At 56.9% G+C, this 21,611-nt stretch carries 23 protein-coding genes; 9 read left to right on the plus strand and 14 right to left on the minus strand.

The genetic code is table 11. The annotated features are described in order from the left end of the window. Nucleotides 1-136: 136 nt before the first annotated feature. On the minus strand, nucleotides 137-841 hold the full coding sequence (locus tag BLV81_RS09955) for an MgtC/SapB family protein (protein WP_092355103.1): 705 nt from the start codon (nucleotides 839-841) through the stop codon (nucleotides 137-139). A gap of 315 nt (nucleotides 842-1,156) precedes the next feature. Then, nucleotides 1,157-2,017 (minus strand): tRNA cyclic N6-threonylcarbamoyladenosine(37) synthase TcdA, encoded by an 861-nt coding sequence (tcdA, locus tag BLV81_RS09960; RefSeq protein WP_092355106.1) that lies wholly within the window; start codon nucleotides 2,015-2,017, stop codon nucleotides 1,157-1,159. 208 nt (nucleotides 2,018-2,225) lie between these two features. Here tcdA and BLV81_RS09965 point away from each other — a divergent pair, with 208 nt between their 5' ends. From BLV81_RS09965 to BLV81_RS09975, 3 genes are all read left to right on the plus strand, one after another. Then, complete coding sequence (locus BLV81_RS09965; RefSeq protein ID WP_092355109.1) at nucleotides 2,226-2,774, plus strand: hemerythrin domain-containing protein; 549 nt, start codon at nucleotides 2,226-2,228, stop codon at nucleotides 2,772-2,774. Further along, nucleotides 2,771-3,424, plus strand: coding sequence for a pyridoxamine 5'-phosphate oxidase (pdxH, locus tag BLV81_RS09970; RefSeq protein ID WP_092355112.1), 654 nt, complete (start codon nucleotides 2,771-2,773; stop codon nucleotides 3,422-3,424). The genes BLV81_RS09965 and pdxH overlap by 4 nt, the downstream gene beginning before the upstream one ends. Before the next feature lie 66 nt (nucleotides 3,425-3,490). After that, entirely contained in the window at nucleotides 3,491-4,705 is a 1,215-nt protein-coding gene (locus BLV81_RS09975) for an SAM-dependent methyltransferase (RefSeq protein ID WP_092355115.1), read from the plus strand. A gap of 69 nt (nucleotides 4,706-4,774) precedes the next feature. Here the strand turns inward: BLV81_RS09975 and msrA are convergent, their stop codons facing one another. The 9 genes from msrA to BLV81_RS10020 form a co-directional block, all read right to left on the minus strand. Beyond that, a complete protein-coding gene (gene msrA, locus BLV81_RS09980; protein ID WP_092355118.1) occupies nucleotides 4,775-5,308 on the minus strand; it encodes a peptide-methionine (S)-S-oxide reductase MsrA in 534 nt (177 codons plus the stop codon). Between the two features lie 157 nt (nucleotides 5,309-5,465). After that, the gene (locus BLV81_RS09985; protein ID WP_092355120.1) at nucleotides 5,466-6,182 is read right to left on the minus strand and encodes an OmpW/AlkL family protein; all 717 of its coding nucleotides are present in this window, start codon (nucleotides 6,180-6,182) and stop codon (nucleotides 5,466-5,468) included. A 264-nt stretch (nucleotides 6,183-6,446) separates the two neighbouring features. Beyond that, on the minus strand, nucleotides 6,447-7,481 hold the full coding sequence (locus BLV81_RS09990; RefSeq protein WP_092355123.1) for an L-threonylcarbamoyladenylate synthase: 1,035 nt from the start codon (nucleotides 7,479-7,481) through the stop codon (nucleotides 6,447-6,449). Next, on the minus strand, nucleotides 7,482-8,678 hold the full coding sequence (locus BLV81_RS09995; RefSeq protein ID WP_092355693.1) for a 5-(carboxyamino)imidazole ribonucleotide synthase: 1,197 nt from the start codon (nucleotides 8,676-8,678) through the stop codon (nucleotides 7,482-7,484). 5 nt (nucleotides 8,679-8,683) lie between these two features. Further along, complete coding sequence (purE, locus tag BLV81_RS10000; protein ID WP_369823853.1) at nucleotides 8,684-9,193, minus strand: 5-(carboxyamino)imidazole ribonucleotide mutase; 510 nt, start codon at nucleotides 9,191-9,193, stop codon at nucleotides 8,684-8,686. Beyond that, nucleotides 9,193-10,089 (minus strand): phosphoribosylaminoimidazolesuccinocarboxamide synthase, encoded by an 897-nt coding sequence (locus BLV81_RS10005; RefSeq protein WP_092355126.1) that lies wholly within the window; start codon nucleotides 10,087-10,089, stop codon nucleotides 9,193-9,195. The genes purE and BLV81_RS10005 overlap by 1 nt, the downstream gene beginning before the upstream one ends. A gap of 122 nt (nucleotides 10,090-10,211) precedes the next feature. Then, on the minus strand, nucleotides 10,212-11,276 hold the full coding sequence (fba, locus tag BLV81_RS10010; RefSeq protein WP_092355129.1) for a class II fructose-bisphosphate aldolase: 1,065 nt from the start codon (nucleotides 11,274-11,276) through the stop codon (nucleotides 10,212-10,214). 85 nt (nucleotides 11,277-11,361) lie between these two features. Continuing rightward, nucleotides 11,362-12,795, minus strand: coding sequence for a pyruvate kinase (gene pyk / locus BLV81_RS10015; RefSeq protein ID WP_092355132.1), 1,434 nt, complete (start codon nucleotides 12,793-12,795; stop codon nucleotides 11,362-11,364). Between the two features lie 82 nt (nucleotides 12,796-12,877). Further along, a complete protein-coding gene (locus BLV81_RS10020) occupies nucleotides 12,878-14,068 on the minus strand; it encodes a phosphoglycerate kinase (RefSeq protein WP_092355135.1) in 1,191 nt (396 codons plus the stop codon). A 243-nt stretch (nucleotides 14,069-14,311) separates the two neighbouring features. Between BLV81_RS10020 and BLV81_RS10025 the strand changes: the two genes are divergently transcribed. The 5 genes from BLV81_RS10025 (at nucleotide 14,312) to BLV81_RS10045 (ending at nucleotide 17,636) form a co-directional block, all read left to right on the plus strand. Then, a complete protein-coding gene (locus tag BLV81_RS10025) occupies nucleotides 14,312-15,238 on the plus strand; it encodes a branched-chain amino acid transaminase (protein ID WP_092355138.1) in 927 nt (308 codons plus the stop codon). A 53-nt stretch (nucleotides 15,239-15,291) separates the two neighbouring features. Further along, a complete protein-coding gene (locus BLV81_RS10030; RefSeq protein ID WP_092355141.1) occupies nucleotides 15,292-15,504 on the plus strand; it encodes a zinc-finger domain-containing protein in 213 nt (70 codons plus the stop codon). Between the two features lie 95 nt (nucleotides 15,505-15,599). Beyond that, nucleotides 15,600-16,031 carry a YybH family protein gene (locus tag BLV81_RS10035; protein ID WP_092355144.1) on the plus strand — a complete coding sequence of 144 codons (432 nt, stop codon included), beginning with the start codon at nucleotides 15,600-15,602 and terminating at the stop codon, nucleotides 16,029-16,031. A gap of 32 nt (nucleotides 16,032-16,063) precedes the next feature. After that, entirely contained in the window at nucleotides 16,064-17,035 is a 972-nt protein-coding gene (locus tag BLV81_RS10040) for a YheT family hydrolase (protein ID WP_092355147.1), read from the plus strand. A 1-nt stretch (nucleotide 17,036) separates the two neighbouring features. Continuing rightward, nucleotides 17,037-17,636 carry a DUF2946 family protein gene (locus BLV81_RS10045; RefSeq protein WP_092355150.1) on the plus strand — a complete coding sequence of 200 codons (600 nt, stop codon included), beginning with the start codon at nucleotides 17,037-17,039 and terminating at the stop codon, nucleotides 17,634-17,636. 89 nt (nucleotides 17,637-17,725) lie between these two features. On the opposite strand, the gene BLV81_RS10050 is transcribed toward BLV81_RS10045, so the two are convergent. Beyond that, nucleotides 17,726-19,231, minus strand: coding sequence for a M48 family metalloprotease (locus BLV81_RS10050; RefSeq protein ID WP_092355153.1), 1,506 nt, complete (start codon nucleotides 19,229-19,231; stop codon nucleotides 17,726-17,728). A 132-nt stretch (nucleotides 19,232-19,363) separates the two neighbouring features. Here BLV81_RS10050 and moaC point away from each other — a divergent pair, with 132 nt between their 5' ends. Then, entirely contained in the window at nucleotides 19,364-19,861 is a 498-nt protein-coding gene (moaC, locus tag BLV81_RS10055; protein WP_092355156.1) for a cyclic pyranopterin monophosphate synthase MoaC, read from the plus strand. Between the two features lie 154 nt (nucleotides 19,862-20,015). Here the strand turns inward: moaC and BLV81_RS10060 are convergent, their stop codons facing one another. Beyond that, nucleotides 20,016-20,477, minus strand: a complete 462-nt coding sequence (locus BLV81_RS10060) for a pilin (protein ID WP_092355159.1) — start codon at nucleotides 20,475-20,477, stop codon at nucleotides 20,016-20,018. Nucleotides 20,478-20,860: 383 nt separating this feature from the next. After that, nucleotides 20,861-21,322: a pilin gene (locus tag BLV81_RS10065; protein ID WP_218134271.1), complete on the minus strand. Its 462-nt coding sequence runs from the start codon at nucleotides 21,320-21,322 to the stop codon at nucleotides 20,861-20,863. Between the last annotated feature and the right edge of the window lie 289 nt (nucleotides 21,323-21,611).

The raw sequence follows: 21,611 nt of genomic DNA on the forward strand, positions 1-21,611 counted from the left end.
CGCGTCGTTCTCAACGGGAGGCGAACTATAGCAACCCTCCCCCGCCCCCGCAAGTACTTTGTTAAAAATATTTCGATTTACTTCTTTTTACCCAAATTCTTATCTATTAGTAGGCACTGTTAACCGCACCTATTTTTTACACATCGACAGAGTTCAATACAGCCCAGCGGGCAGCGCTCACGCCCTTCTCCAGGCTGACCCGGCTGACTATCTGCTCCAGCTGCAAATGATTGCTAGGTGAAGTAATCAAGTCCGCCCGCACTTCCAGCTGGGTACCTGAAGCCAGGTCCTCGCTATGCAGCGACTGCACAACCAGGTGCGGCATGCCATTGAGCATATGCAGCATCAAGGTCCGCACCTGCACCTCGTCTTCAGGCCGGCATACTACAGAGAGGCGATATACCTGTTCGATTTCAGTCGCGCTATGCAGATCCTGACGATTGATCATATGAGAGACGCCTCGCAACAACACATTGGCGCCCAGAATTGCCGCAGCACCGATGGCGGCTTCCAGCGCATGGCCGAGACCGCACAGCACGCCGACTGCAGCGGAACACCATAATGTGGCAGCCGTATTGAGTCCACGCACGTTAATCCCTTCACGCATGATGACGCCGGCGCCAAGGAAGCCGATACCGGATACTACATAAGAGGCAATCCGGGTCGCGCCTTGCGGATCCGATTCGAATGCCGACACCATGACAAACAGCGCCGCGCCGATCGATACCAGGGCATTAGTCCGCAAACCCGCCATACGCTGGCGCATTTGACGCTCTGCGCCTATCAGCGAACCTAAGGTCAAGGCGAGCAAGACTCGCAAGGTAAATATTTTCCAATCCATCTTCACTACCTTTCTGTGTGCATCGCCAGGCCAGCCGGCGGCATCCCATGGGTGCGCATCGCTGCTTCAGAGACTGAAGATCAGCTAGCAAATCGAACAAACGAATGGATGGGATATATGAGGTATAGGGCGGCGACGCGAGATCGCCCCAGGTACTACAGCGCGTCAATTCACAGGCTGTAGCGAAGGTCGACAACTACTAGCAGGCGAATTGCATCGGGCTGCGCGCCCATCCACGGGTACTGGTGCAACTGTCCAAAACCGGATCTCCTACAAAGATAGTCCACGCGATTCTATTTAGACACCATGGGCAAGTCAAGTAATGACCGGCGCATCTGTCACATCCGCCGCCAGCTTGCGCATGACGTGGGCGGCTGCCACCAGGCCGAAGGTCGCGGTTACCACCACCGCGGAACCGTAACCGGCGCAATTCAGGCCGGTTACGCCAGGCACGGCGCCGGCATCGACGGCGCATGCCTCTTCGCTAAGGGGCGCACTTAACGGCTCGGTGGAAAACACGGCATCGATGCCGAAGCGTACTTTATCGCCGCGCGGGAACCGGTACTCGGAACGCAGGCGCTTGCGCACCTTCGCCAGCAACGGCTCTTGTTCGGTTTTGGCAAGATCGCGGACTTCAATGCAGGTCGGATCAACCTGCCCTCCTGCGCTGCCGATCGTGATCAGCCGAATGCCCTTGTCGCGGCAATAGGCGATCAGGGCCGCTTTGGCGCGCACATTATCGATAGCGTCGATCACATAATCGTAACGCCCTTCGCCTATCATTTCGGGCAAGTTATCAGCAGTGATGAAATCTTCCACCTCAGTGACATGGCAGTACGGATTGATCTGGGCAATACGGGCCGCCAGCGCACTCACCTTGGCCTGGCCGAGCGTATCGGTCAAGGCATGGACCTGGCGGTTGATATTAGATTCGGCCAGGTTATCCAGATCGATCATGGTCAGATTGCCGATCGCGCTACGCGCCAATGCCTCGATCGCCCACGAGCCGACGCCGCCAACCCCGATCACGCAGACATGCGCCTGCAGAAAACGCGCCAGCGCGGCGGCGCCATACAGGCGGGCGATACCGCCAAAACGCCGGTCGAAATCAACCTCTTCGAGGTCGATGACTGGAACAGATGCGCCGGCAGCGCTTGATACGACAGATGAAGGCATGATCGGGAGCAAAAAAAAGAGGTACGGCCAAAATATCCGAGAATGACGGATATCGCTATTGACGCTATTTTACCGGCTCCGCGAGACGGAATTATTTTGAAGTGTTTTAATATGGTTGTATTGATATTCGTCGCTACTCACCGATAAATTATCAAAAAAACAATTATTCGCCGCGAGCGCCGCAGCTTACACCACGAGATACATCATCATGCCGAACGCACTGATAGACACCGCGCCAGATTTCAGCCAGCCGATCGCTGTCCTCAAGCACTGCCACGACCGGATACGCAAGCAGTTAACCACGCTGCAGAATTTGCTCGACCATGTACCGCAACACGGCAACGACGCCCAGGCACAGCAAGCGGCCCATAGCGTCATGCGCTATTTCAATCAAGCCGCCCCGCATCATCACGCAGACGAGGAGCACGACCTGCTGCCGATGTTGCGCGCCACGGCGGCAGGAGAAGATGCCGCCGTGCTGCAAAAACTGATGCCCGAAATCCTGGCCGAGCATCAGCAGATGGATAGCCTCTGGCATTCCCTTAACCGGCAATTGGCGCATATCGCCGACGGCGACGCGGCAACGCCGGAAACGCAGCTGTCGCCGCAAGAAGTCCAGCAATTTTCCACCATCTACTCTGCCCATATGGAAAAGGAAGAAACCTGGATCGCCCCCATGGCAAAACGGATTTTCAATGTGCAGCAGATGCAACAACTAGGAGCCGCAATGCAACAACGTCGAGGTATTTCAGCATGAACCAGACCAAGAACCAATCAATCGCCGATCTCAGGATCGACTACAGCCAAGCCAGTCTGTCCGAAGCCGACAGCGCCGCCGATCCGATTACGCAATTCGGAAAATGGTTCGATGAAGCCATACGCGCGGAAGTGCCGGAAGCGAATGCGATGAGCCTGGCAACCGTGGGCAGCAATGGACGGCCATCGTCGCGTATCGTGCTGATCAAACAATTTGATGAGCATGGCTTCACCTGGTTTACCAATTTTGAAAGCCGCAAGGGCCACGAACTGTCGGAACACCCCTACGCCGCACTGTTGTTCCACTGGGTCGGGCTGGAGCGCCAGGTGCGTATCGAAGGCCGAGTCGAACGCGTCTCCGAAAGCGAGAGCGACGCCTATTTTCACAGCCGTCCGTTGCGCAGCCGGCTCGGTGCGATCGCCTCGGCGCAAAGCCAGACGATTGCCAGCCGCGACCTGCTCGAAACAGAGTACGCGAAGGCTGAACAAAAGTTTGGCGATAACCCGCCGCGGCCCGATCATTGGGGCGGCTACAGACTTTTGCCGGATACGGTAGAATTTTGGCAAGGACGTCGGTCGCGCTTGCATGACCGGATTTTGTATACCTTGGATGCAGCTGGCAACTGGCAGCGACAACGCCTGCAGCCTTAGCGCACTGTTATTGGTCGACGCTGACCGCTTGGCGCAATTTACAAGTATTTAACCGGAGGAGAAATCGTGTTCTGGGAAAAAAGGCTTGAAAACTGGGTTAATGAAGTTCGTCACCGCGCCGCGCTGCCATTGCGGCTCGAATTGTGGAACGGCCAGCGGTTTGACTTTGGCACGTATGCGGCGCCGGAGGTAACCGTGCGCGTACCGCATGTCTCCTCTCTGACTTACCTGCTGACACCATCCCTCGCCAATCTCGGCGAGGCTTATGTCGAGGGGAAAATCGAAGTCGAGGGGAAAATCAGGGAAATCATCGCCATCGGCAATGCACTGGCGGCGAATACGTTGAAAGCAGACGGCAAATTTGCCCGTATTACTCGCACCTTCCGCCACAACAAGGAAAAGGATGCCGAAGCGATTCGTTATCACTACGACGTTTCCAATGATTTCTACAAGTTGTGGCTGGACCAGAATATGGTGTATTCATGCGCCTATTTCGAGAACGGCGATGAAGACCTGGCCACTGCGCAAATCAAAAAAATCGATCACATCCTGACCAAGATCCAGCTCCAGCCTGGCCAAACCTTGCTCGATATCGGCTGCGGCTGGGGTGCTCTGGTATTGCGGGCGGCGCAAAAGTTCGGCGCCAAATGCGTCGGCATCACGCTTTCGGAAAATCAGTACGCGTTAGCCAAGGAGCGGGTTGCGCAAGCCGGCCTTGAAGACAGGATAGAGATTCGCCTGCAAGACTATCGCGACGTCGCCGGCAGCTTCGACAGGATTACCAGCGTCGGCATGTTCGAACATGTCGGCCTGAACCACCTGCCCATGTATTTTTCGCGCATCCGCAGCTTGCTGGCGGACGACGGCATCGCGATGAATCACGGCATTACCACCACCGACGTCGACAATGGCGAATCGCCATACGGCGGCGGTGAATTCATCGAAAAATATGTGTTCCCGCACGGTGAACTGCCGCATATCGGCCTGGTGTTAAAAACCATGCAGGAAGGCGGATTGGAAGTATTCGACGTGGAAAATCTACGGCGCCACTATGCCAAGACTTGCGGCATGTGGGCAGACAATCTGGAAGCGCGCGCCGATGAAGTCAGAAAAGCCGCCGACGACCGCCGTTTCCGCATCTGGCGCATTTATCTGGCCGGCAGTTCCTACGGCTTCGAGCGCGACTGGATGTCACTGTACCAGGTCGTTTGCCGCAAGGCCGGCCGCAGCGCGAACACACTGCCCTGGTCGCGGGATTATATTTACCAGGCTTCGCAATAAGTCACGGGCTAGCTATAATTTATCCACTGATCTTCCTGGAACAGTGGATAAATCCTCAGCTACCGCCCCTCAGTTGCCGATGACCTTCTCGGTAAAAATCTTCCGCAACTTTGCCACTTTAGGCGCAACCACGAAGGCGCAATAGCCTTGCAAAGGATGCTGGCGGAAGTAATTCTGGTGGTAATCTTCCGCCTTGTAATAGGTTTCGGCCGGACTCAGCTCAGTGATGATAGGTGCGTCCCAGACGTTGGCCATTTCCGCAATCACCTGTTCCGCGGCTTTCTTCTGCTGCGGCGACTGGTAATAAATCGCAGAACGGTATTGGGTGCCGACGTCGTTGCCCTGCCGGTTCAAAGTGGTCGGATCGTGGATAGTGAAGAAAATTTCCAGCAACTCGCGAAAACTGATCTGCTCCGCGTCGAATGTCACCGCTACTACTTCGGCATGACCAGTTGTGCCCTCGCATACCTGTTCATAGCTAGGATCGGCTACATGACCGCCGGTATACCCCGACTCGACATGCTCCACGCCCTTTATTTCCTGGTAAACCGCTTCCAGGCACCAAAAGCACCCGCCGCCTAATACTGCAACTTCCTTAGTCATGGTTGCTCTCCCCTGGTTGCCTTCTGATCACGCTTTAACTTTAACGCAATCTGCTAACACTTGTCGACGCAGATATACACAATGCCACATGCAATCCACGCAGGCAAAAAAATGCCCTGGCTATGCAGGGCATTTAATCCAAACCTTATTCGACGATTTAGAACTTGTAGCCGACACTCAGCACTGAAACCATAGGATTCAGAGTGATTTTAGTAGTGGCGTGCGTCGTCGAGCCATCGCTATGGTGGGTAGTCAGATCAGCCTTGGTCTTCAGCGGGACATAAGACAGGGAGACGTTGGCGGACCAGTTCTTGTCGAAATTATAGGCAAAACCAACGTTCGCGACTGGCGCAAAAGAGCTGCTCAGATCAGCACTGGTGGAAGCACCAGGATCACCACCGCCGAGCAGACCGGTCAAGCTGTTGGTCAATTTGATATTTGAATACCATACATACGTAACACCGGCGCCGACGTAGGGACGGAACTGGCTGTTAGCGTCGCCGAAGTAGTACTTGGCCAACATAGCCGGGCTCCACTGCGTGGCCGTGCCAAGCTGACCTAAACCATTGAGGGTGCCGGCGCCGCTGAGCTTGAATTTCGGCGGGATACCCAAATCCGCCGTTACGGCGATATTGTCGGTAACGAAGTGCGTGAAAGACAGAAGAAGGGTATCAGCGTTGGAAACATGCGCACCACTACCTGGAAGCGTGAAGGTCCCGAGCTTTAACGGTTCGCTGGATTGATTCAGGCCGAGGTGAGCCCAGCCTGCATTGACGAGGTTATCGCCAGCTTGTTGCGCCATTGCCGGAGCAGCAAATGCCGCCAGTAGGGACAGGGCTGCCAGCTTTGGCAATACGTTGCTTTGTTTTTTCATATGTCTTCTCCAAGTTACACTTCATTTTTATTAGCGGGATCTTTGCCTGCAGCGAATACAGTACAAACCCATTTTGCGGCGTTTCATCTATCTGGCCAGGCCAAATCAGACAACGCTCTCTTATTCGACTGCGCTTACCAAATTCGCGTATCCGTGATTTCCAGATATCGTTATTTTTTCAAAAAGAACGTGCGTGCTATTCTTTTTTTACACTATGCCAGCTTTGGAATCATTTGACTACAGTTGTAGCTTTTTTACCTCAAATTATTTTTTAAAACCCGCCAGCACGGCAGATGAGTCGTGCGCAGCACGGCGCAAACGATCATTGATCCCCTGCCAGGCAAGGCCGGATGGTGGCGCTTCGACCACAATCAGGTCGGCCGCCGCATGGTCCATATTGCGCAGTGCCGCATAAAGATCGTGGGCATAGGCCTGAGCCGATGCAACCATGGGGAATTGCGCGGCCAAGGGCGGCATGTCCGCGGCCGGCGTGGAATAGCTGATCAGCGCCAGGCTTTGTCCGGCCTGATGCAATTGCAGCAATGTGCTTAGCAACTGCTGCGAAGGCACCAGCAGCACCGGCGTGCGCGGCGCATAGTGCGACTCAAGCGTGCCGGAAGCACGCGGGGCGGCTGCATCAGCGGCTTGCACCGCGACCCCCAGCACTGCAGCAATTTGCGCGGCGCTGATATGACCGGGCCGCAACAGCACCGGGCCGTGCGAGGCGAGGCGCGATAGATCGATGATGGTCGATTCGATGCCGACTTCGCTCTGGCCGCCATCCAAAATGCAAGCGATCGGACTGTCGCCATCGGCGTCGAATTCGTCGCGCACATGCTGCGCCGTTGTCGGACTGACATGGCCGAATTTGTTAGCCGACGGGCCAGCGATACCGCCCTTGCCGCCTTTGAACTCACGCAATAACGCCTGAGCCACCGGGTGCGAAGGGCAACGCAAGCCAATCGAGTTTTGGCCTCCTGAAACCTGGTCCGGGATATGCGCCGCACGCGGCAGTATCAGCGTCAGCGGTCCTGGCCAAAAAGCAGCGATCAACGCCCGCGCCTGCGGCGGCACCGACTCGACCCAGTAGCCGATGTCCGCCTCGGGCGCCACATGGACGATCACCGGATGGTTGGACGGCCGTCCCTTGGCAGCGTAGATGCTGGCAACCGCCGCCGCATTCTCGGCATCGGCTCCCAAGCCGTACACCGTTTCGGTGGGAAACGCGACCAATGCACCGGCCTCCAGCTTGCGTGCAGCCAGCTGGATTGCCTGAAAATCGATAGTCGAGCCCTTCATTTACACTGCAATGCCAAGGATATCGCAGGCCGCTGCCATTTGTCGCTGGGCTTCCGCCAGGGTCGCTGCGATGAAAGTGATATGTCCCATTTTACGCGCGCGGCGTGCCTGCGCCTTGCCGTACAAATGCAAATGCGCCGCCGGCAAAGCCAGGATCCGGTCCCATGCCGGCTCACGCGCTTGTTGGCTGTCGCCGTCAAACCAGACATCGCCCAGGATATTCAGCATCACCGCCGGTGAATGCTGACGGGTATCGCCCAAGGGCATGCGCGCCATCGCCCGGACTTGCTGTGCGAACTGGCTGGTGACGCAAGCATCCATGGTGTAGTGGCCGCTGTTGTGCGGACGCGGCGCCATTTCGTTGACTACCAGGGAACCATCTTGCAGGACAAAAAATTCAATACACAGGACGCCGACATAAGCGAGTTGTTCGATGATCGCCAGCGCCGCATGCTGGGCGCGCCTGGCGGTTTCGTCGCAGACATTCGGGCCGGGCACCGTAGTGGTGAACAGAATGCCGTCGCGATGCACGTTTTCGGCAATCGGATACACCGCTGCCGCGCCGTCGACGCCACGCACCACCAGCACCGAGACTTCGTAGGCCAGCGGCAGCATTTTTTCCAGCACGCAGGCAACGCCGTTCATGTCGGCAAATGCCAGGCGCACTTCGTCCAGGGTGCGCACCCGGGCTTGCCCCTTGCCGTCGTAACCGAGCCGGACCGTTTTCAGGATGCCTGGCAATAAATCGGCCGGGATATCATCGATATCCGCTGCCGCCGCAATCAGATGATGCGGCGCAGGCAGCACCGTCGAAGTCTTGGCGCAATCGGTAAAGAAGCGCTTTTCCACCATGCGGTCCTGGGCTACCGAGACGCAGGCAGCAGCGGGAGCGACAAAGCTGTTCCGCGCCAGAAGCGCCAGGCTCGCGGCGGCGACGTTTTCAAATTCGGTAGTGACCGCCGCACACAAACCGGCCATCTCGGTCAGGGCAACTTCGTCGCTGTAATCAGCCAGGAAATGGCGATCGGCGACATGCCCGGTCGGACAATCCTGCTCAGGTTCCAGCACGGCTACCTTGTAGCCCATGGCTTGCGCTTCGTGCGCGAACATGCGGCCCAGCTGGCCGCCACCCATCACGCCAAGCCAGGTTGCCGGCGTGGTGGCGGGAACAATCGGATCGATGGAATCGTGTTGCATGCTGCTCATACCGGTGGCAATTTCATATCTAGGGCAATTTGCGTCTGTTTGACGCGGAACGCCAGCAGCTTGTCGGCCAGCGCCTGGTCGGTGGTGGCCAGCATGGCGATGGCTGACAGCGCCGCATTGGCCGCGCCGGCTTCGCCGATGGCATAAGCGGCGACCGGAATACCCTTCGGCATCTGCACGATGGACAACAAGGAATCCTCGCCGCGCAAGTATTTGGACGGCACCGGTACGCCCAGCACCGGCACGATGGTCTTGGCGGCGATCATGCCCGGCAGATGGGCGGCGCCGCCAGCCCCGGCGATGATGGCGCGCAGGCCGCGTGCACGCGCTGTTTCAGCATAGGCGAACATCTGATCCGGCATGCGGTGCGCCGAAATCACCTGCGCCTCATGCGCCACGCCAAACTCGGTCAGGATGGCGACGGCATGCTGCATCACCTCCCAATCGGAAGAAGAACCCATGACGATGCCGACCAGCGGCCGGCTCACAGTATCCTTAGTCATCATCAATCCTTCAGCGTTTCGCCGGTCAGGCTGAACAGCGCTTCACGATACTTGGCGCCGGTTTTTTCGATCACATCGTCAGGCAAGGTCGGCGCCGGCGCCGTCTTGTTCCAGCTGGTGACGGTTTCCAGGTAATCGCGGACAAACTGCTTGTCGAACGATGGCGGCGAGATCCCGACCTGATAGCTGGACGCCGGCCAGAAGCGCGACGAATCGGCAGTCAGTACTTCATCCATCAAATGCAGCGTGCCGTCCTTATCAAGGCCGAATTCAAATTTGGTGTCGGCGATGATGATGCCGCGCGTTGCCGCATAGTCGGCGGCCGTCTTGTACAGCTCGATACTGATGCTGCGGATCTTGCCAGCCAGTTCCTTGCCGATCCGGCTTTCCATATCGGCAAAGCTGATGTTCTCGTCATGCTCGCCCATCTCAGCCTTGGCGGCCGGGGTGAAAATCGGCTCGGCCAGCTTGGCTGCCTGCTGCAAACCCGCCGGCAAGGCAATGCCGCAGATCGCACCGGTTGCCTGATAATCCTTCCAGCCAGAGCCGATGATGTAACCGCGCACCACCGCCTCGACCATGATCGGCTGCAGGCGTTTCGCCACCACCGCACGGCCACGCACCTGCTCGACTTCATCCGCCGCCACCACCGATTCCGGCGCGATCCCGGTCAGATGGTTAGGAACAATCGCCGCCAGCTTGTCGAACCAGAAATCGGACATGCGGTTCAAGACCTTGCCTTTGCCCGGAATCGGTTGATTCATGATGACGTCGAAGGCCGACAGGCGATCGGAAGTAACGATCAGGATCATGTCTTCACCGACGGCATAGTTTTCGCGCACCTTGCCGCGGCCGAGCAACGGCAGAGAGGTGATGGTGGATTGGTAGAGGCTTGTCATGGTTATTCCATAAGTCAGAAAACCAGCTGCCGGATGATTGATGTCTCATCCTGCAAGCTGGTAAATTATTGCGCCCGGCCTTACTGGGCGCTATTGCGGCATCTGTCGCTTACTGCGATCTATTACTGAACGATCTGCGCCAGCTCGCCCTTCTTGTATTTCTCTGCAATCTTTTCCAGCGAAACCGGCTTGATCTTGGCGGCCTGGCCTTCGCAGCCAAACGCCAGGAAACGGGCTTTCACCACTGCCTTGGCCGCTTCGCGCGCCGGCTTGAGGTAATCGCGCGGATCGAACTTGCTTGGATTCTCGATCAGATAGCGGCGAATCGCGCCAGTCATTGCCAGGCGGATGTCGGTATCGATATTGATCTTGCGTACGCCGTGGCGTATCCCTTCCTGGATTTCTTCCACCGGCACGCCGTAGGTTTCTTTCATGTCGCCGCCGAACTCGCGGATTTCCGCCAGCAATTCCTGCGGCACCGATGACGAACCGTGCATCACCAGATGGGTGTTCGGAATGCGGGTGTGGATTTCCTTGATGCGTTCGATCGCCAGGATATCGCCGGTTGGCTTGCGCGAGAACTTGTAAGCGCCGTGCGAAGTACCGATCGCAATCGCCAGCGCATCGCACTGGGTCAGCTTGACGAAATCGGCAGCTTGCGAGACATCGGTCAACAACTGTTCACGCGTCATCTTGCCGTCGGCGCCATGGCCGTCTTCCTTGTCGCCCATCATGGTTTCCAGCGAACCGAGCACGCCCAGTTCTGCTTCCACGGTGACGCCGATCGCATGCGAGAACTCCACCACTTTGCGCGACACTTCCACGTTGTATTCGTAGCTGGCAACCGATTTGCCGTCTTCCATCAGCGAACCGTCCATCATCACCGAAGTGAAGCCGGACTTGATCGCCGCCATGCATACTGCGGGCGACTGGCCGTGATCCTGATGCATCACCACAGGGATGTGCGGGAAGGCTTCTACTGCCGCTTCAATCAAGTGCCGCAAAAACGCTTCACCGGCATATTTACGGGCGCCGGCCGAAGCCTGCATGATGACCGGCGCGCCGACTTCATCGGCCGCCTGCATGATGGCAGTAACTTGTTCCAGGTTGTTGACGTTGAAAGCAGGCAGGCCATAGCTATTTTCAGCTGCATGGTCCAGCAATTGACGCATGGATACGAGAGGCATGTTGTACTCCGATAATAGAAACTTGTTGTGGAACAGCGTTCAAGCCGGGCATCGCTATTGCCGCGCCGATTCTGCTCCAACGAAATCAATACTCGCCGATCTTCATGATCTTGAGCGCGTTGGTGCCGCCGATTTGTCCCATCGGCTCGCCCCACGTCACCACCACCAGATCGCCCAGCTGCACCACGCCCTTGGCCAGCAGCAAATTCTGCGCCGCTTGCAACACCGCTTCGCGGTCGTTCGATTTGTCCAGCTCGAAAGTCTGCACGTTACGGAACAAGGCAGCTTTGCGCTGGGTGGCGACGCTCGGGGTGAGGGCAAAAATAGGGATATCGATGTTGTGGCGGCTCATCCAGAGTGCGGTAGAACCGGACTCGGTCAGCGCGGCAATCGCCTTGACGCGCAGATGGTGAGCGGTAAACAAAGCGCCGTAGGCAATCGACTGGTCGACGCGGGTGAAACGGACATTCAGGAAATCGGCGTCGAGCTTGCAGTCTTCCGACTTCTCGGCTTCCAGGCAAATCGCCGACATCGCTTCCACCGTCTCCACCGGATATTTGCCGGAAGCGGTTTCAGCGGAGGTCATCACGGCGTCGGTGCCATCCAGCACGGCGTTGGCGACGTCGGACACTTCGGCGCGGGTCGGCACCGCATTGACGATCATCGATTCCATCATCTGGGTCGCGGTGATCGCCAGTTTGTTGGACACGCGCGCCATCTTGATCATGCGCTTTTGCAGTGCCGGCACAGCGGCATTGCCGACTTCCACCGCCAGGTCGCCGCGGGCAACCATGATGCCGTCGGAGGCGTCGAGAATTTCTTGCAATACCGGGATCGCTTCGGCCCGTTCGATCTTGGCGATCATCATCGGCTTGTGATCGTAGGCTTCGCCGGCCACATTGCATAATTGGCGCGCCATTTCCATATCGGTAGCATTCTTCGGGAACGACACGGCAACGTAGTCGGCCTGAAAACTCATGGCGGTCTTGATGTCGTCCATGTCCTTGGAGGTCAGCGCCGGCGCCGTCAAGCCGCCGCCCTGCCGATTGATGCCCTTGTTGTTGGACAGTTCGCCGCCGATCTTGACGACGGTATGGATCTCATTGCCGAGGATTCTTTCGACGACCAGCACGATCAGGCCATCGTTGAGCAACAATATGTCAGCCGGTTTCAGGTCGCGCGGCAAAGCCTTGTAATCGAGACCGACGCGGTCTTGGCCACCCATGGCGCAATCGGCGTCGAGAATGAATTTTTCGCCATTCTTCAACTCGATCTTGCCTTGCTCGAACTTGCCGACCCGGATCTTCGGCCCCTGCAAATCGGCCATGATCGCGACTTGCTTGCCGCAGGCCGCAGCCACTTCACGCACCAGCTTGGCGCGATCGATATGGTCCTGCGCCTTGCCATGCGAAAAATTCAGACGCACCACATCGACCCCGGCGACGAACATCCGCGCCAGTGTGTCGGCATCGCTGGATGCAGGTCCGATGGTGGCGACGATCTTGGTAGCTCTTTGCATGGACAACCTTTCAGTACATCATGAACAAACACCGGGATAGCTGGTCAGGACCAACCAGCTGTCCGATTTGCAGCTCAAAATATTAAGCAGCGCGTTGCAATAAAATCTCAACCGCCGGCAAGGTCTTGCCTTCCAAAAATTCCAGGAAAGCGCCGCCGCCAGTGGAGATATAACCGATCTTGTCGGTAATCTTGTATTTGGCGATTGCCGCCAGCGTATCGCCGCCACCGGCAATCGAGAAGGCCTTGGAATTGGCGATCGCCAGCGCCAGGGTTTTGGTGCCTTCGCCGAACTGGTCGAATTCGAACACGCCGACCGGGCCATTCCAGACCACGGTGCCGGCCTGGCCGATTTGCGCTGCCAGCATCGCTGCAGTCTTGGGGCCGATGTCCAGGATCAGGTCATCGTCAGCAACAGCGCCGACATCCTTGATCTGCGCCGCTGCGGTCGGCGAAAACTCCTTGGCGCACACCACATCCACCGGAATCGGCACCGAGGCGCCGCGTTTGGCCATCATCTCGATAATGGCTTTGGCTTCTGCAAGCAGATCCGGTTCCGCCAACGATTTGCCGATTTTCAAGCCGCTTGCCAGCAAGAAAGTATTGGCGATGCCGCCGCCGACGATCAGATTATCGACCTTGTCGGCCAGCGCTTTCAATATGGTCAGCTTGCTCGACACTTTCGAGCCGGCGACGATCGCCACCAGCGGCCGCGCCGGCTGGTTCAGGGCTTTGCCCAAAGCATCCAGTTCAGCCGCCAGCAAAGGACCGGCACAGGCAAGCGGCGCAAATTTGGCGATGCCGTGGGTAGTGGCTTCGGCCCGGTGAGCGGTACCGAAAGCGTCGTTGACGTAAATATCGCAGAGCTTGGCGATCTTTTGCGCCAGCTCGTCGCTATTCTTTTTCTCGCCCTTGTTGACGCGGCAATTTTCCAGCAACACCACCTGGCCCGGCGCCACTTCCACGCCGTCCACCCAGTTTTGGCGCAGCTCAACCGGCTGGCCCAGCAATTCCGCCAGGCGCTTGGCGATAGGCGCCAGCGAATCTTCCGGCTTGAATTCGCCTTCGGTCGGACGTCCCAGGTGCGAAGTCACCATCACCGCCGCGCCCGCATCGAGTGCCTGGCGAATCGCCGGCACCGAAGCGCGCACGCGCGTATCTTCAGTAATATTGCCCGCCGCGTCTTGCGGTACATTAAGGTCGGCACGGATAAACACGCGCTTGCCTTGCAGCTGGTGTTGTGCGATCAAGTCGCTTAGTCGATTGAATTTCATGTCGATCAGACAATACTAGTGAGGAAAAGCCGCTATTTTACTCCAGCAGCCTCTGTCAAAACACGGTTTTGCGCACATAGCGGCTCTCAAAAGAGACAGGTCGAGACCAATATTCTACAGAGTAAGCCTGATCGAATCCGTTAAAATGTCAATTTACACACCTTAAAACCTAGCTGCGTCATGCCCGTGTTCGCGAGGATGACGGGGTTTTGCAACCTCTTATATAAAACGGGAGATTTGAACATGTCCATGGACGACCGCGACGGCAAGATTTGGAAAGACGGCAAACTGATAGACTGGCGCGACGCCAATATCCATGTCCTGACGCATTCGCTGCACTACGGCATGGCGGTTTTCGAAGGTGTGCGCGCCTATAAGACAGACCAAGGCCCGGCGATTTTCCGCCTGAAGGAACACACCCAGCGCCTGCTGAACTCGGCCAAGATTTTCCAGATGCAGGTGCCTTACGACCTGCAAACCCTGATCGATGCGCAAATCGAAGTGGTGCGCGAAAACAAGCTGGAATCCTGCTATATGCGGCCGCTGGTCTGGATCGGTTCGGAAAAACTCGGTATTGCCGCCAAAGGCAACACCATCCACGTCGCGATTGCCGCCTGGCCTTGGGGCGCCTATCTGGGCGAAGACGGGCTGGCCAAGGGGATACGCGTCAAGACGTCTTCATTCAGCCGCCACCACGTCAACGTATCGCTGGTGCGCGCCAAAGCCAGCGGTTATTACATCAACTCGATCCTGGCTAACCAGGAAGCACTGACCGACGGCTACGACGAGGCTTTGCTGCTGGATACCGACGGCTACGTCTCGGAAGGTTCCGGCGAAAACGTGTTTATCGTCAGGAACGGCAAGATCTATACGCCGGACCTGGCTTCCTGCCTGGACGGCATCACCCGCGATGCGGTGCTGACCATGGCGCGCGACAGCGGCATCGAAGTCGTCGAGAAACGCATCACCCGCGACGAAGTGTATTGCAGCGATGAAGCCTTTTTTACCGGCACCGCCGCAGAAATCACGCCGATCCGCGAACTCGACAATCGCACCATAGGCGAAGGCAAGCGCGGCCCCATCACGGAAAAACTGCAGTCGATGTTTTTCGATGTGGTGGCAGGCAAGTCCGCCAAATATCAACACTGGCTTACCGTGGTTGGGAAATAAGCCGGCTAGCCAGCGTCAACAATAAGTAATTACAGGTAAATTTGGAGAAGCAAATGAATACAGCAGCAAATGCAACAAAGACGACTCAAACCCCGGTTGAACTCGACGGCAAGGATTTGCCGGCGCATTGCCCCAACCCGCTGATGCCGGTCTGGTCTTCGCATCCCCGCGTGTTCCTGAATCTCGACAGCAGCGGCAGCGCCAAATGCCCTTACTGCGGCACGCAATACCGGTTGAAACCGGGCGCCGTGGTCAAAGGACATTGATCGAAATGATCGAAACCAAAGGGAGCTCAGCTCCCTTTTTTGATGACGGAAAAGCATTGCGATAGCCGATCACACTGTTTGAACACGGAGCCCATATGCCACATGCCAAATTCATGCACGGTTCAGCCGAAGAAACCGAGACCGCTTTTTACGACGCCATGAGCCGGGCCGATATCGAAGCGATGATGACGCTATGGGCCGATGACGACGAAATCGTCTGCATCCATCCGAATGCGCCCAGGCTGCACGGACATGCGGCGATCCGGGCAGCCTTCGAAAGCTTGTTCGAACGCGGTGGCGTGCATATCCGTGCGCGCCAGCTGCATGTGACGCATAATCTGTCGACCAGCATTCATAACCTGGTGGAAGAGCTGCACCAGGCCAGCGACGCCGATCGCGACATGCATATCCTGGCGACCAATATCTATATGAAGACGCCGCGCGGCTGGCGCATCGTGCTGCATCACGCCTCGGTGGCACCGGGCGCAGCACCGGAAGAAGCCGTATCCAGCACCACCTTGCATTGAACAGATTGAACCGATCCAACACAGAAGATAGTATGCCTGCTCTCGTTTCACCCAGTTCCTACCCTGCGCCGCTATGGCTGCCCGGCGGCCATCTGCAAACCATTTATCCCGCCACCTGCATCAGCAAACCGGCGGTCGCCTACAGACGCGAACGCTGGGATACGCCGGACGGCGATTTCATCGACATCGATTTTGTCGACGGCCAGCCGGGCCAGCCGCTGGTGGTGCTGTTTCACGGCTTGGAAGGCTCTTCCGGCAGCCACTACAGCCGCGCGCTGATGGCGCAACTGGCAACGCTCGGCTGGTCGGGGGCGGTACCGCATTTCCGCGGCTGTTCCGGCGAAATCAACCAGGCGCCGCGCTTCTACCACTCCGGCGACGCTGAAGAAGTCGACTGGATATTGCGCCGCCTGCTTGCCGCCCGCGCCACCAGACAATTCGGCAAATTCTATGCGACCGGCGTTTCGCTCGGCGGCAACGCGCTGCTGCGCTGGCTCGGCGAATCCCAGCACCGGGCAGAAATCGTCGACGCCGCCTGCGCCATTTCCGCGCCGCTGGATCTGGCCGGCGGCGGCGCCGCCTTGTCGCATGGCTTCAACATGGTCTACACCCGCTCGTTTCTGCGCACGATGAAAAGCAAGTCGCTCGACAAGTTACAGCAATTCCCGCGCCTGTTCGATCGCGAAAAAATGCTGAACGCGCGCGACCTGTACGAGTTCGACAACATCGTCACCGCGCCCCTGCATGGTTTCCGCGACACCGACGATTACTGGCATCGCGCCAGCGCCAAGCTGGTGATCAACGACATCACCGTGCCGACGCTGGTGCTCAACGCCCGCAACGACCCGTTCCTGCCGCCGCAGCACTTGCCGCCCAAGGCAGCCGCCAGCGTCACCCTCGAGTATCCTGAGCAAGGCGGTCACGTAGGATTCGCCGTCGGCGGCCCGCCCGGCCGCCTCGATTGGCTGCCGCAGCGCATGCTGCGTTTTTTACAGGATAACTAGAATGGATCAAGTCGTCGCCCAAGCCATGCAGAAATGGCCCAACGTCCCCCATTGCTACGGCTGGCTGGGACTGGACGCGCGCGGCGCCTGGCGCATGCGCGATGAACAGACGCAGCGCCAGAACCTGCCCGGCGACAAGATCATGCACACGGCGCTGGCCGGTTTCATCAACCGCAATTACGGCGCGGACGAACACGGCTGCTGGTACTTCCAGAACGGCCCGCAACGCGTCTACGTCGACCTGGAGCTGACACCCTACATCGCCCATACCGATCCGGTTCAAGGTTTTGTCCTGCAAACCGGCGAGCCGATGACGGCAATCGATGCCGTCATGCTGACCGAACAAGGCCGGCTGCTGCTGATCGCCCCAGGCCAGGTAGCCGCAATCGACGATCGCGACCTGGCGCAATGCCTGACCGACCTACGCATGGATGGAGAAATCGCCAGCGATGAAGCACTACTAGAATGGATGGCAAATCCATCAAAGAGTCAAATCCTGACATGGCAAAAATCAGGGTTGCTATTAACTGTCTCACATATCGCCACAGAAAATGTCGCAACCCATTTCGGTTTTGTACAAAAACCGGCCAAGCATAGTTAAATAGGGTCAGAGTCAACTTTCGCAGGTTTATCGCGAAACTTGACTCTGACCCTATTTAACGGACCACGGAGTAAAGACTTCAGCAATAGTCACCGCTCCTTAGAAGCCTTCAACTCCTCCTTCCACCGCTCCTGCAACTCCCTCTCCCGCGCATCAATCATGGACTGATCATAAAACCCGGCATCCTTAGAATCGCGCGCAATCCGCAACTGATCCAAGGCCGCCGGCACACTCCCCGTCAACACATAAGACTCCGCCAAAGCCATATGCTGCAACGCCCGCTTCCCCTGCGCCGAATAAGCCTTAGCCAGCAAATCCTGCACATCCGCGTCCTGCCGGTATAGCTGCGCCTGCTCACGCAGATATTTGGTAGCCTCGTCCAGACGCTTGGCAGCAAGCAGCACCCGGGCATACTGATGCGCCAACCCGCGCGACAAGGGATATTGCAGCTGCGCCTGCTGCACCAGCTTCAAGGCCTCGGCTTCGCGATTAGTGGCCAGCATGATCTCCACGCCGAGATCCGTCAGCACCAGGCTCTGCTTCGCCGGCAATGCCGCCGCCACCGCCTGCTGCAGCAAATCCTTAGCCTTGTCATAAGTCCCCCGCCTGAACGCCAGGAAAGCCATGCCATATTTAGCCGCAACGATTTGCTGCTTGGTATTTTGCAGCAGCTGCGTATCAAACACGATCTGCGCATCGCGCCGGCCCTGCTCGGTATCATCCTGCAACACCCGCACGCGCGCGCGTATCAACTGGAAATCCAGGCTATCGGCGCGCTGCCGATAACGCTGCTCACGAATCCGCGCCTCGATGTCGGCAATCCGCTCGGTAGTCAGCGGATGCGTCAGCAGATACGGCGGCACCACATCCGAATAATTGCGGGAGGCCGTTTGCATGCGCCCGAAAAACGCCACCATGCCGCTGGTGTCAAAACCGCCCGCATCCAGAATCGACAAGCCGATACGATCCGCCTCGCGCTCGGCATCACGGCTGAAATTCAGCTGCCTCTGCATCGCCAGGCCAGTGCCGCCCATCATCACCGCCGCGCCGGCATCGCCGCTGCCGCGCATCGCCAACACCCCCAGCAGCATGGAAGCCAGCGCAATCATCGAATCCTGCTTCTGGCTGCCCACCATGCGCGCGATATGCCGCTGCGCCACGTGGCCGATTTCATGCGCCAGCACCGAAGCCAGTTCCGATTCGCTCTGCGCCGCCAGCAGCAAACCGGAATGCACGCCGATGAAGCCGCCCGGCAAGGCAAACGCATTCAAGACCGGATCGCGCACCGCAAAGAAGAAAAAATCGAAGCCCGCCTCGCCCCGTACTTCCGGCCGCGCTGCAACCAGGGTCCAGCCGAAGTTGTTCAGGTATTCCAGCAGCGGGGCATCGTTCATGTAATCGGGATCGCGCCGGATATCGTGCATGATTTCTTCGCCGAGCTTGCGTTCCATGATTGGCGACAGCGATTCGCGCGAAGTATCGCCCAGGGTCGGCAGGTTTTGTACCGCAAATACCGGCGCCATCGGCAATGCGCAGCAGGCGCCGATGAGCGCAGCAAGCAGCAAGCGTCGTGGGGATGGCGATAATCGATTCATTGAATACTGGATGGTGTCAAAATCACGATGCTATGATACTAACAGAGGACAATTGTTCCACCTTCAGCATGCGGTGACAGCCCAGAAAAACTCAATTAATGATCCGCTGCATCATCTAAAGAAAATATCATCATGACCGACAAAATTCCGGCAAGCGCCAAACTGACCCACTTCGACCAGACCGGCCAGGCCCACATGGTCGACGTCGGCGGCAAAAACGATACCCACCGCATCGCAGTCGCCAGCGGCTGCATCCGCATGAAGGCCGAGACCTTGGCGCTGATCCAGTCCGGCTCGGCGAAAAAAGGCGACGTGCTAGGCATCGCCCGCATCGCCGCCATCATGGCCACCAAACGCACCAGCGATTTGATTCCGCTGTGCCATCCGCTGGCGTTGACGCGGGTTACGGTTGATTTCAGTATTGATGAAAGCGAAGCCAGCATCAGTTGCACCGCACAAGCGGAAACAGTGGGCAAGACCGGGGTGGAGATGGAAGCGTTGACGGCAGTCCAGATCGGCTTGTTGACGATCTACGACATGTGCAAGGCGGTGGATCGGGGGATGGTGATTACCGATGTGCGAGTGATGGAAAAGCATGGCGGAAAATCAGGAGATTGGGTGATAGAGTAAGACCACGCAACAATCACAAACACGGGCAACTACAGTGCGCAGAAAATTTCTACCATGTATTGATCGCAATTAACTCCAACGCTGCATCAGCAGCAACCGCAATTGGAAACTCTGCATTACGGCAATGCCGATGAGCACGGGGTAGGACGCATAATCAGACACCCGTACACGTTGCGCTTGCACCGACATATTTTTGCATGGCAGTCGTCGCACATGTCCATTTCCCGGCATCGGTCATAGCGCTATTGGCAATACGCTTCAAGGTTATAGTCTTGGCGGCGACCGATGCAGGTCCGCCTTTGATATTACAAACCAATGTATTGTCGGCGCTGCCATCGGGTGGGCCGCCAACGCTCATATCGCAATTGGATGTCGAGTCCTGAATACCGACTACTGCGGTTGTGAGGGTGTTTGACTGGAAAGCAGTCGATTCAAGCCCGGTTTTACCAGCGGAAACTTCCGCCAACGCCGCAGACCATTTGGCTTTAGCGACATAATCCTGATATGCCGGAAAAGCAATTGTCGCCAAAATACCGATTATCGCCACGACTATCATCAATTCAATCAGCGTGAAACCATTTTGCCTGTTTGCAGGTTGACACCACAATGCTCTCATGTTGAATTCCTGTGGATGATCGGCCTTAATACCGTAGGGCGAATTTGCTATTTCGCCACGTCACTTAGTTGTAGAACTAAACGCTTGCATAGCCAATTATGAAATAGAGTCCAATCGATATTGAACCATCAAGACTAACGCCCAGTCGCTAGACAACCCGCGACAGTCTCGTCGTCATCCAACGCGTTTCAAGGCGCAAATCACCTCGTACGAGGGTATTGGAGTTCAACGGATACCGTGAATGAAATCGCTAATAAAAACACGCCGACATTTCACTTATACTGCGCAAAATAAAACACCCCACGACGGGGGTGTTTTGATCAAACGTCAGTACAAATATGCATTCCTATCGTAATAATCTCAAATAGGAATGGGTATGCCCATTAAACTCCTGGGCAATCCTTTGGAGACAAAGTCGCTGCAGCGGTTGTAGTGCACGCCCATGCACCGGTCGTGCCTTTTGTTGGATCGTCTTTACCACGTGTCCACACCACTGTCTTACCCGCAACATTTGTATTGCCTAGCAAATTGCATGTCAGCGTCCCGCTGCCGTCAGCTTTAAGGATAGACACGACAATTGTGCTGCAACGCGCTGTCGTCCCTTGAAGGCCGACATCTGTTGTTAATGCAATATCGGCGGCGAGTCCTTCTGCCAACTTCGCTTCCACGTTAACCTTACCTGGGGTGATATCTGCCAAACCAGCAGCTATCTGCGACTTAGATACATAATTTTGATACGCAGGCAACGCAATCGCTGCCAAGATACCGATAATCGCCACAACGATCATCAATTCGATCAGGGTAAAGCCGCGCTGTGCACGTTTAATCATTTGCATCGATTTCATTTGTTTCTCCTGTTAATAAAAGGGGTGCTTCGCTTCACTACACGGGATATACAGCAATGTCTGTGCCAGTGGAAAATCTCCGGTTTTCAAAGGCTTCAATGGGAAAAAGTGAAGAAATTTGGCAGAGTTTCGATGCGAAGCTGACAAAGTTTGTCACAAAGAAACTATGGATATTCGTCGTTGAGGACTTAATCCGCCATTTGGCATATGCGCAACTACTGAGATATGAAATGCGGCAAGACATGCCCAGTTTCGGCGATTACCAGGACAAATAAAACTAGCGTTGGGC

The organism is Collimonas sp. OK242 (assembly GCF_900107095.1).
Lineage (GTDB): Bacteria > Pseudomonadota > Gammaproteobacteria > Burkholderiales > Burkholderiaceae_D > Collimonas.

Coding starts and splice junctions, on each gene's coding strand:
- BLV81_RS09955 (WP_092355103.1), bottom strand. CDS start 841: ATGGATTGGAAAATATTTACCTTGCGAGTCTTGCTCGCCTTGACCTTA.
- tcdA (WP_092355106.1), bottom strand. CDS start 2,017: ATGCCTTCATCTGTCGTATCAAGCGCTGCCGGCGCATCTGTTCCAGTC.
- BLV81_RS09965 (WP_092355109.1), top strand. CDS start 2,226: ATGCCGAACGCACTGATAGACACCGCGCCAGATTTCAGCCAGCCGATC.
- pdxH (WP_092355112.1), top strand. CDS start 2,771: ATGAACCAGACCAAGAACCAATCAATCGCCGATCTCAGGATCGACTAC.
- msrA (WP_092355118.1), bottom strand. CDS start 5,308: ATGACTAAGGAAGTTGCAGTATTAGGCGGCGGGTGCTTTTGGTGCCTG.
- BLV81_RS09985 (WP_092355120.1), bottom strand. CDS start 6,182: ATGAAAAAACAAAGCAACGTATTGCCAAAGCTGGCAGCCCTGTCCCTA.
- BLV81_RS09990 (WP_092355123.1), bottom strand. CDS start 7,481: ATGAAGGGCTCGACTATCGATTTTCAGGCAATCCAGCTGGCTGCACGC.
- BLV81_RS09995 (WP_092355693.1), bottom strand. CDS start 8,678: ATGCAACACGATTCCATCGATCCGATTGTTCCCGCCACCACGCCGGCA.
- purE (WP_369823853.1), bottom strand. CDS start 9,193: ATGATGACTAAGGATACTGTGAGCCGGCCGCTGGTCGGCATCGTCATG.
- BLV81_RS10005 (WP_092355126.1), bottom strand. CDS start 10,089: ATGACAAGCCTCTACCAATCCACCATCACCTCTCTGCCGTTGCTCGGC.
- fba (WP_092355129.1), bottom strand. CDS start 11,276: ATGCCTCTCGTATCCATGCGTCAATTGCTGGACCATGCAGCTGAAAAT.
- pyk (WP_092355132.1), bottom strand. CDS start 12,795: ATGCAAAGAGCTACCAAGATCGTCGCCACCATCGGACCTGCATCCAGC.
- BLV81_RS10020 (WP_092355135.1), bottom strand. CDS start 14,068: ATGAAATTCAATCGACTAAGCGACTTGATCGCACAACACCAGCTGCAA.
- BLV81_RS10025 (WP_092355138.1), top strand. CDS start 14,312: ATGTCCATGGACGACCGCGACGGCAAGATTTGGAAAGACGGCAAACTG.
- BLV81_RS10030 (WP_092355141.1), top strand. CDS start 15,292: ATGAATACAGCAGCAAATGCAACAAAGACGACTCAAACCCCGGTTGAA.
- BLV81_RS10035 (WP_092355144.1), top strand. CDS start 15,600: ATGCCACATGCCAAATTCATGCACGGTTCAGCCGAAGAAACCGAGACC.
- BLV81_RS10040 (WP_092355147.1), top strand. CDS start 16,064: ATGCCTGCTCTCGTTTCACCCAGTTCCTACCCTGCGCCGCTATGGCTG.
- BLV81_RS10045 (WP_092355150.1), top strand. CDS start 17,037: ATGGATCAAGTCGTCGCCCAAGCCATGCAGAAATGGCCCAACGTCCCC.
- BLV81_RS10050 (WP_092355153.1), bottom strand. CDS start 19,231: ATGAATCGATTATCGCCATCCCCACGACGCTTGCTGCTTGCTGCGCTC.
- moaC (WP_092355156.1), top strand. CDS start 19,364: ATGACCGACAAAATTCCGGCAAGCGCCAAACTGACCCACTTCGACCAG.
- BLV81_RS10060 (WP_092355159.1), bottom strand. CDS start 20,477: ATGAGAGCATTGTGGTGTCAACCTGCAAACAGGCAAAATGGTTTCACG.
- BLV81_RS10065 (WP_218134271.1), bottom strand. CDS start 21,322: ATGAAATCGATGCAAATGATTAAACGTGCACAGCGCGGCTTTACCCTG.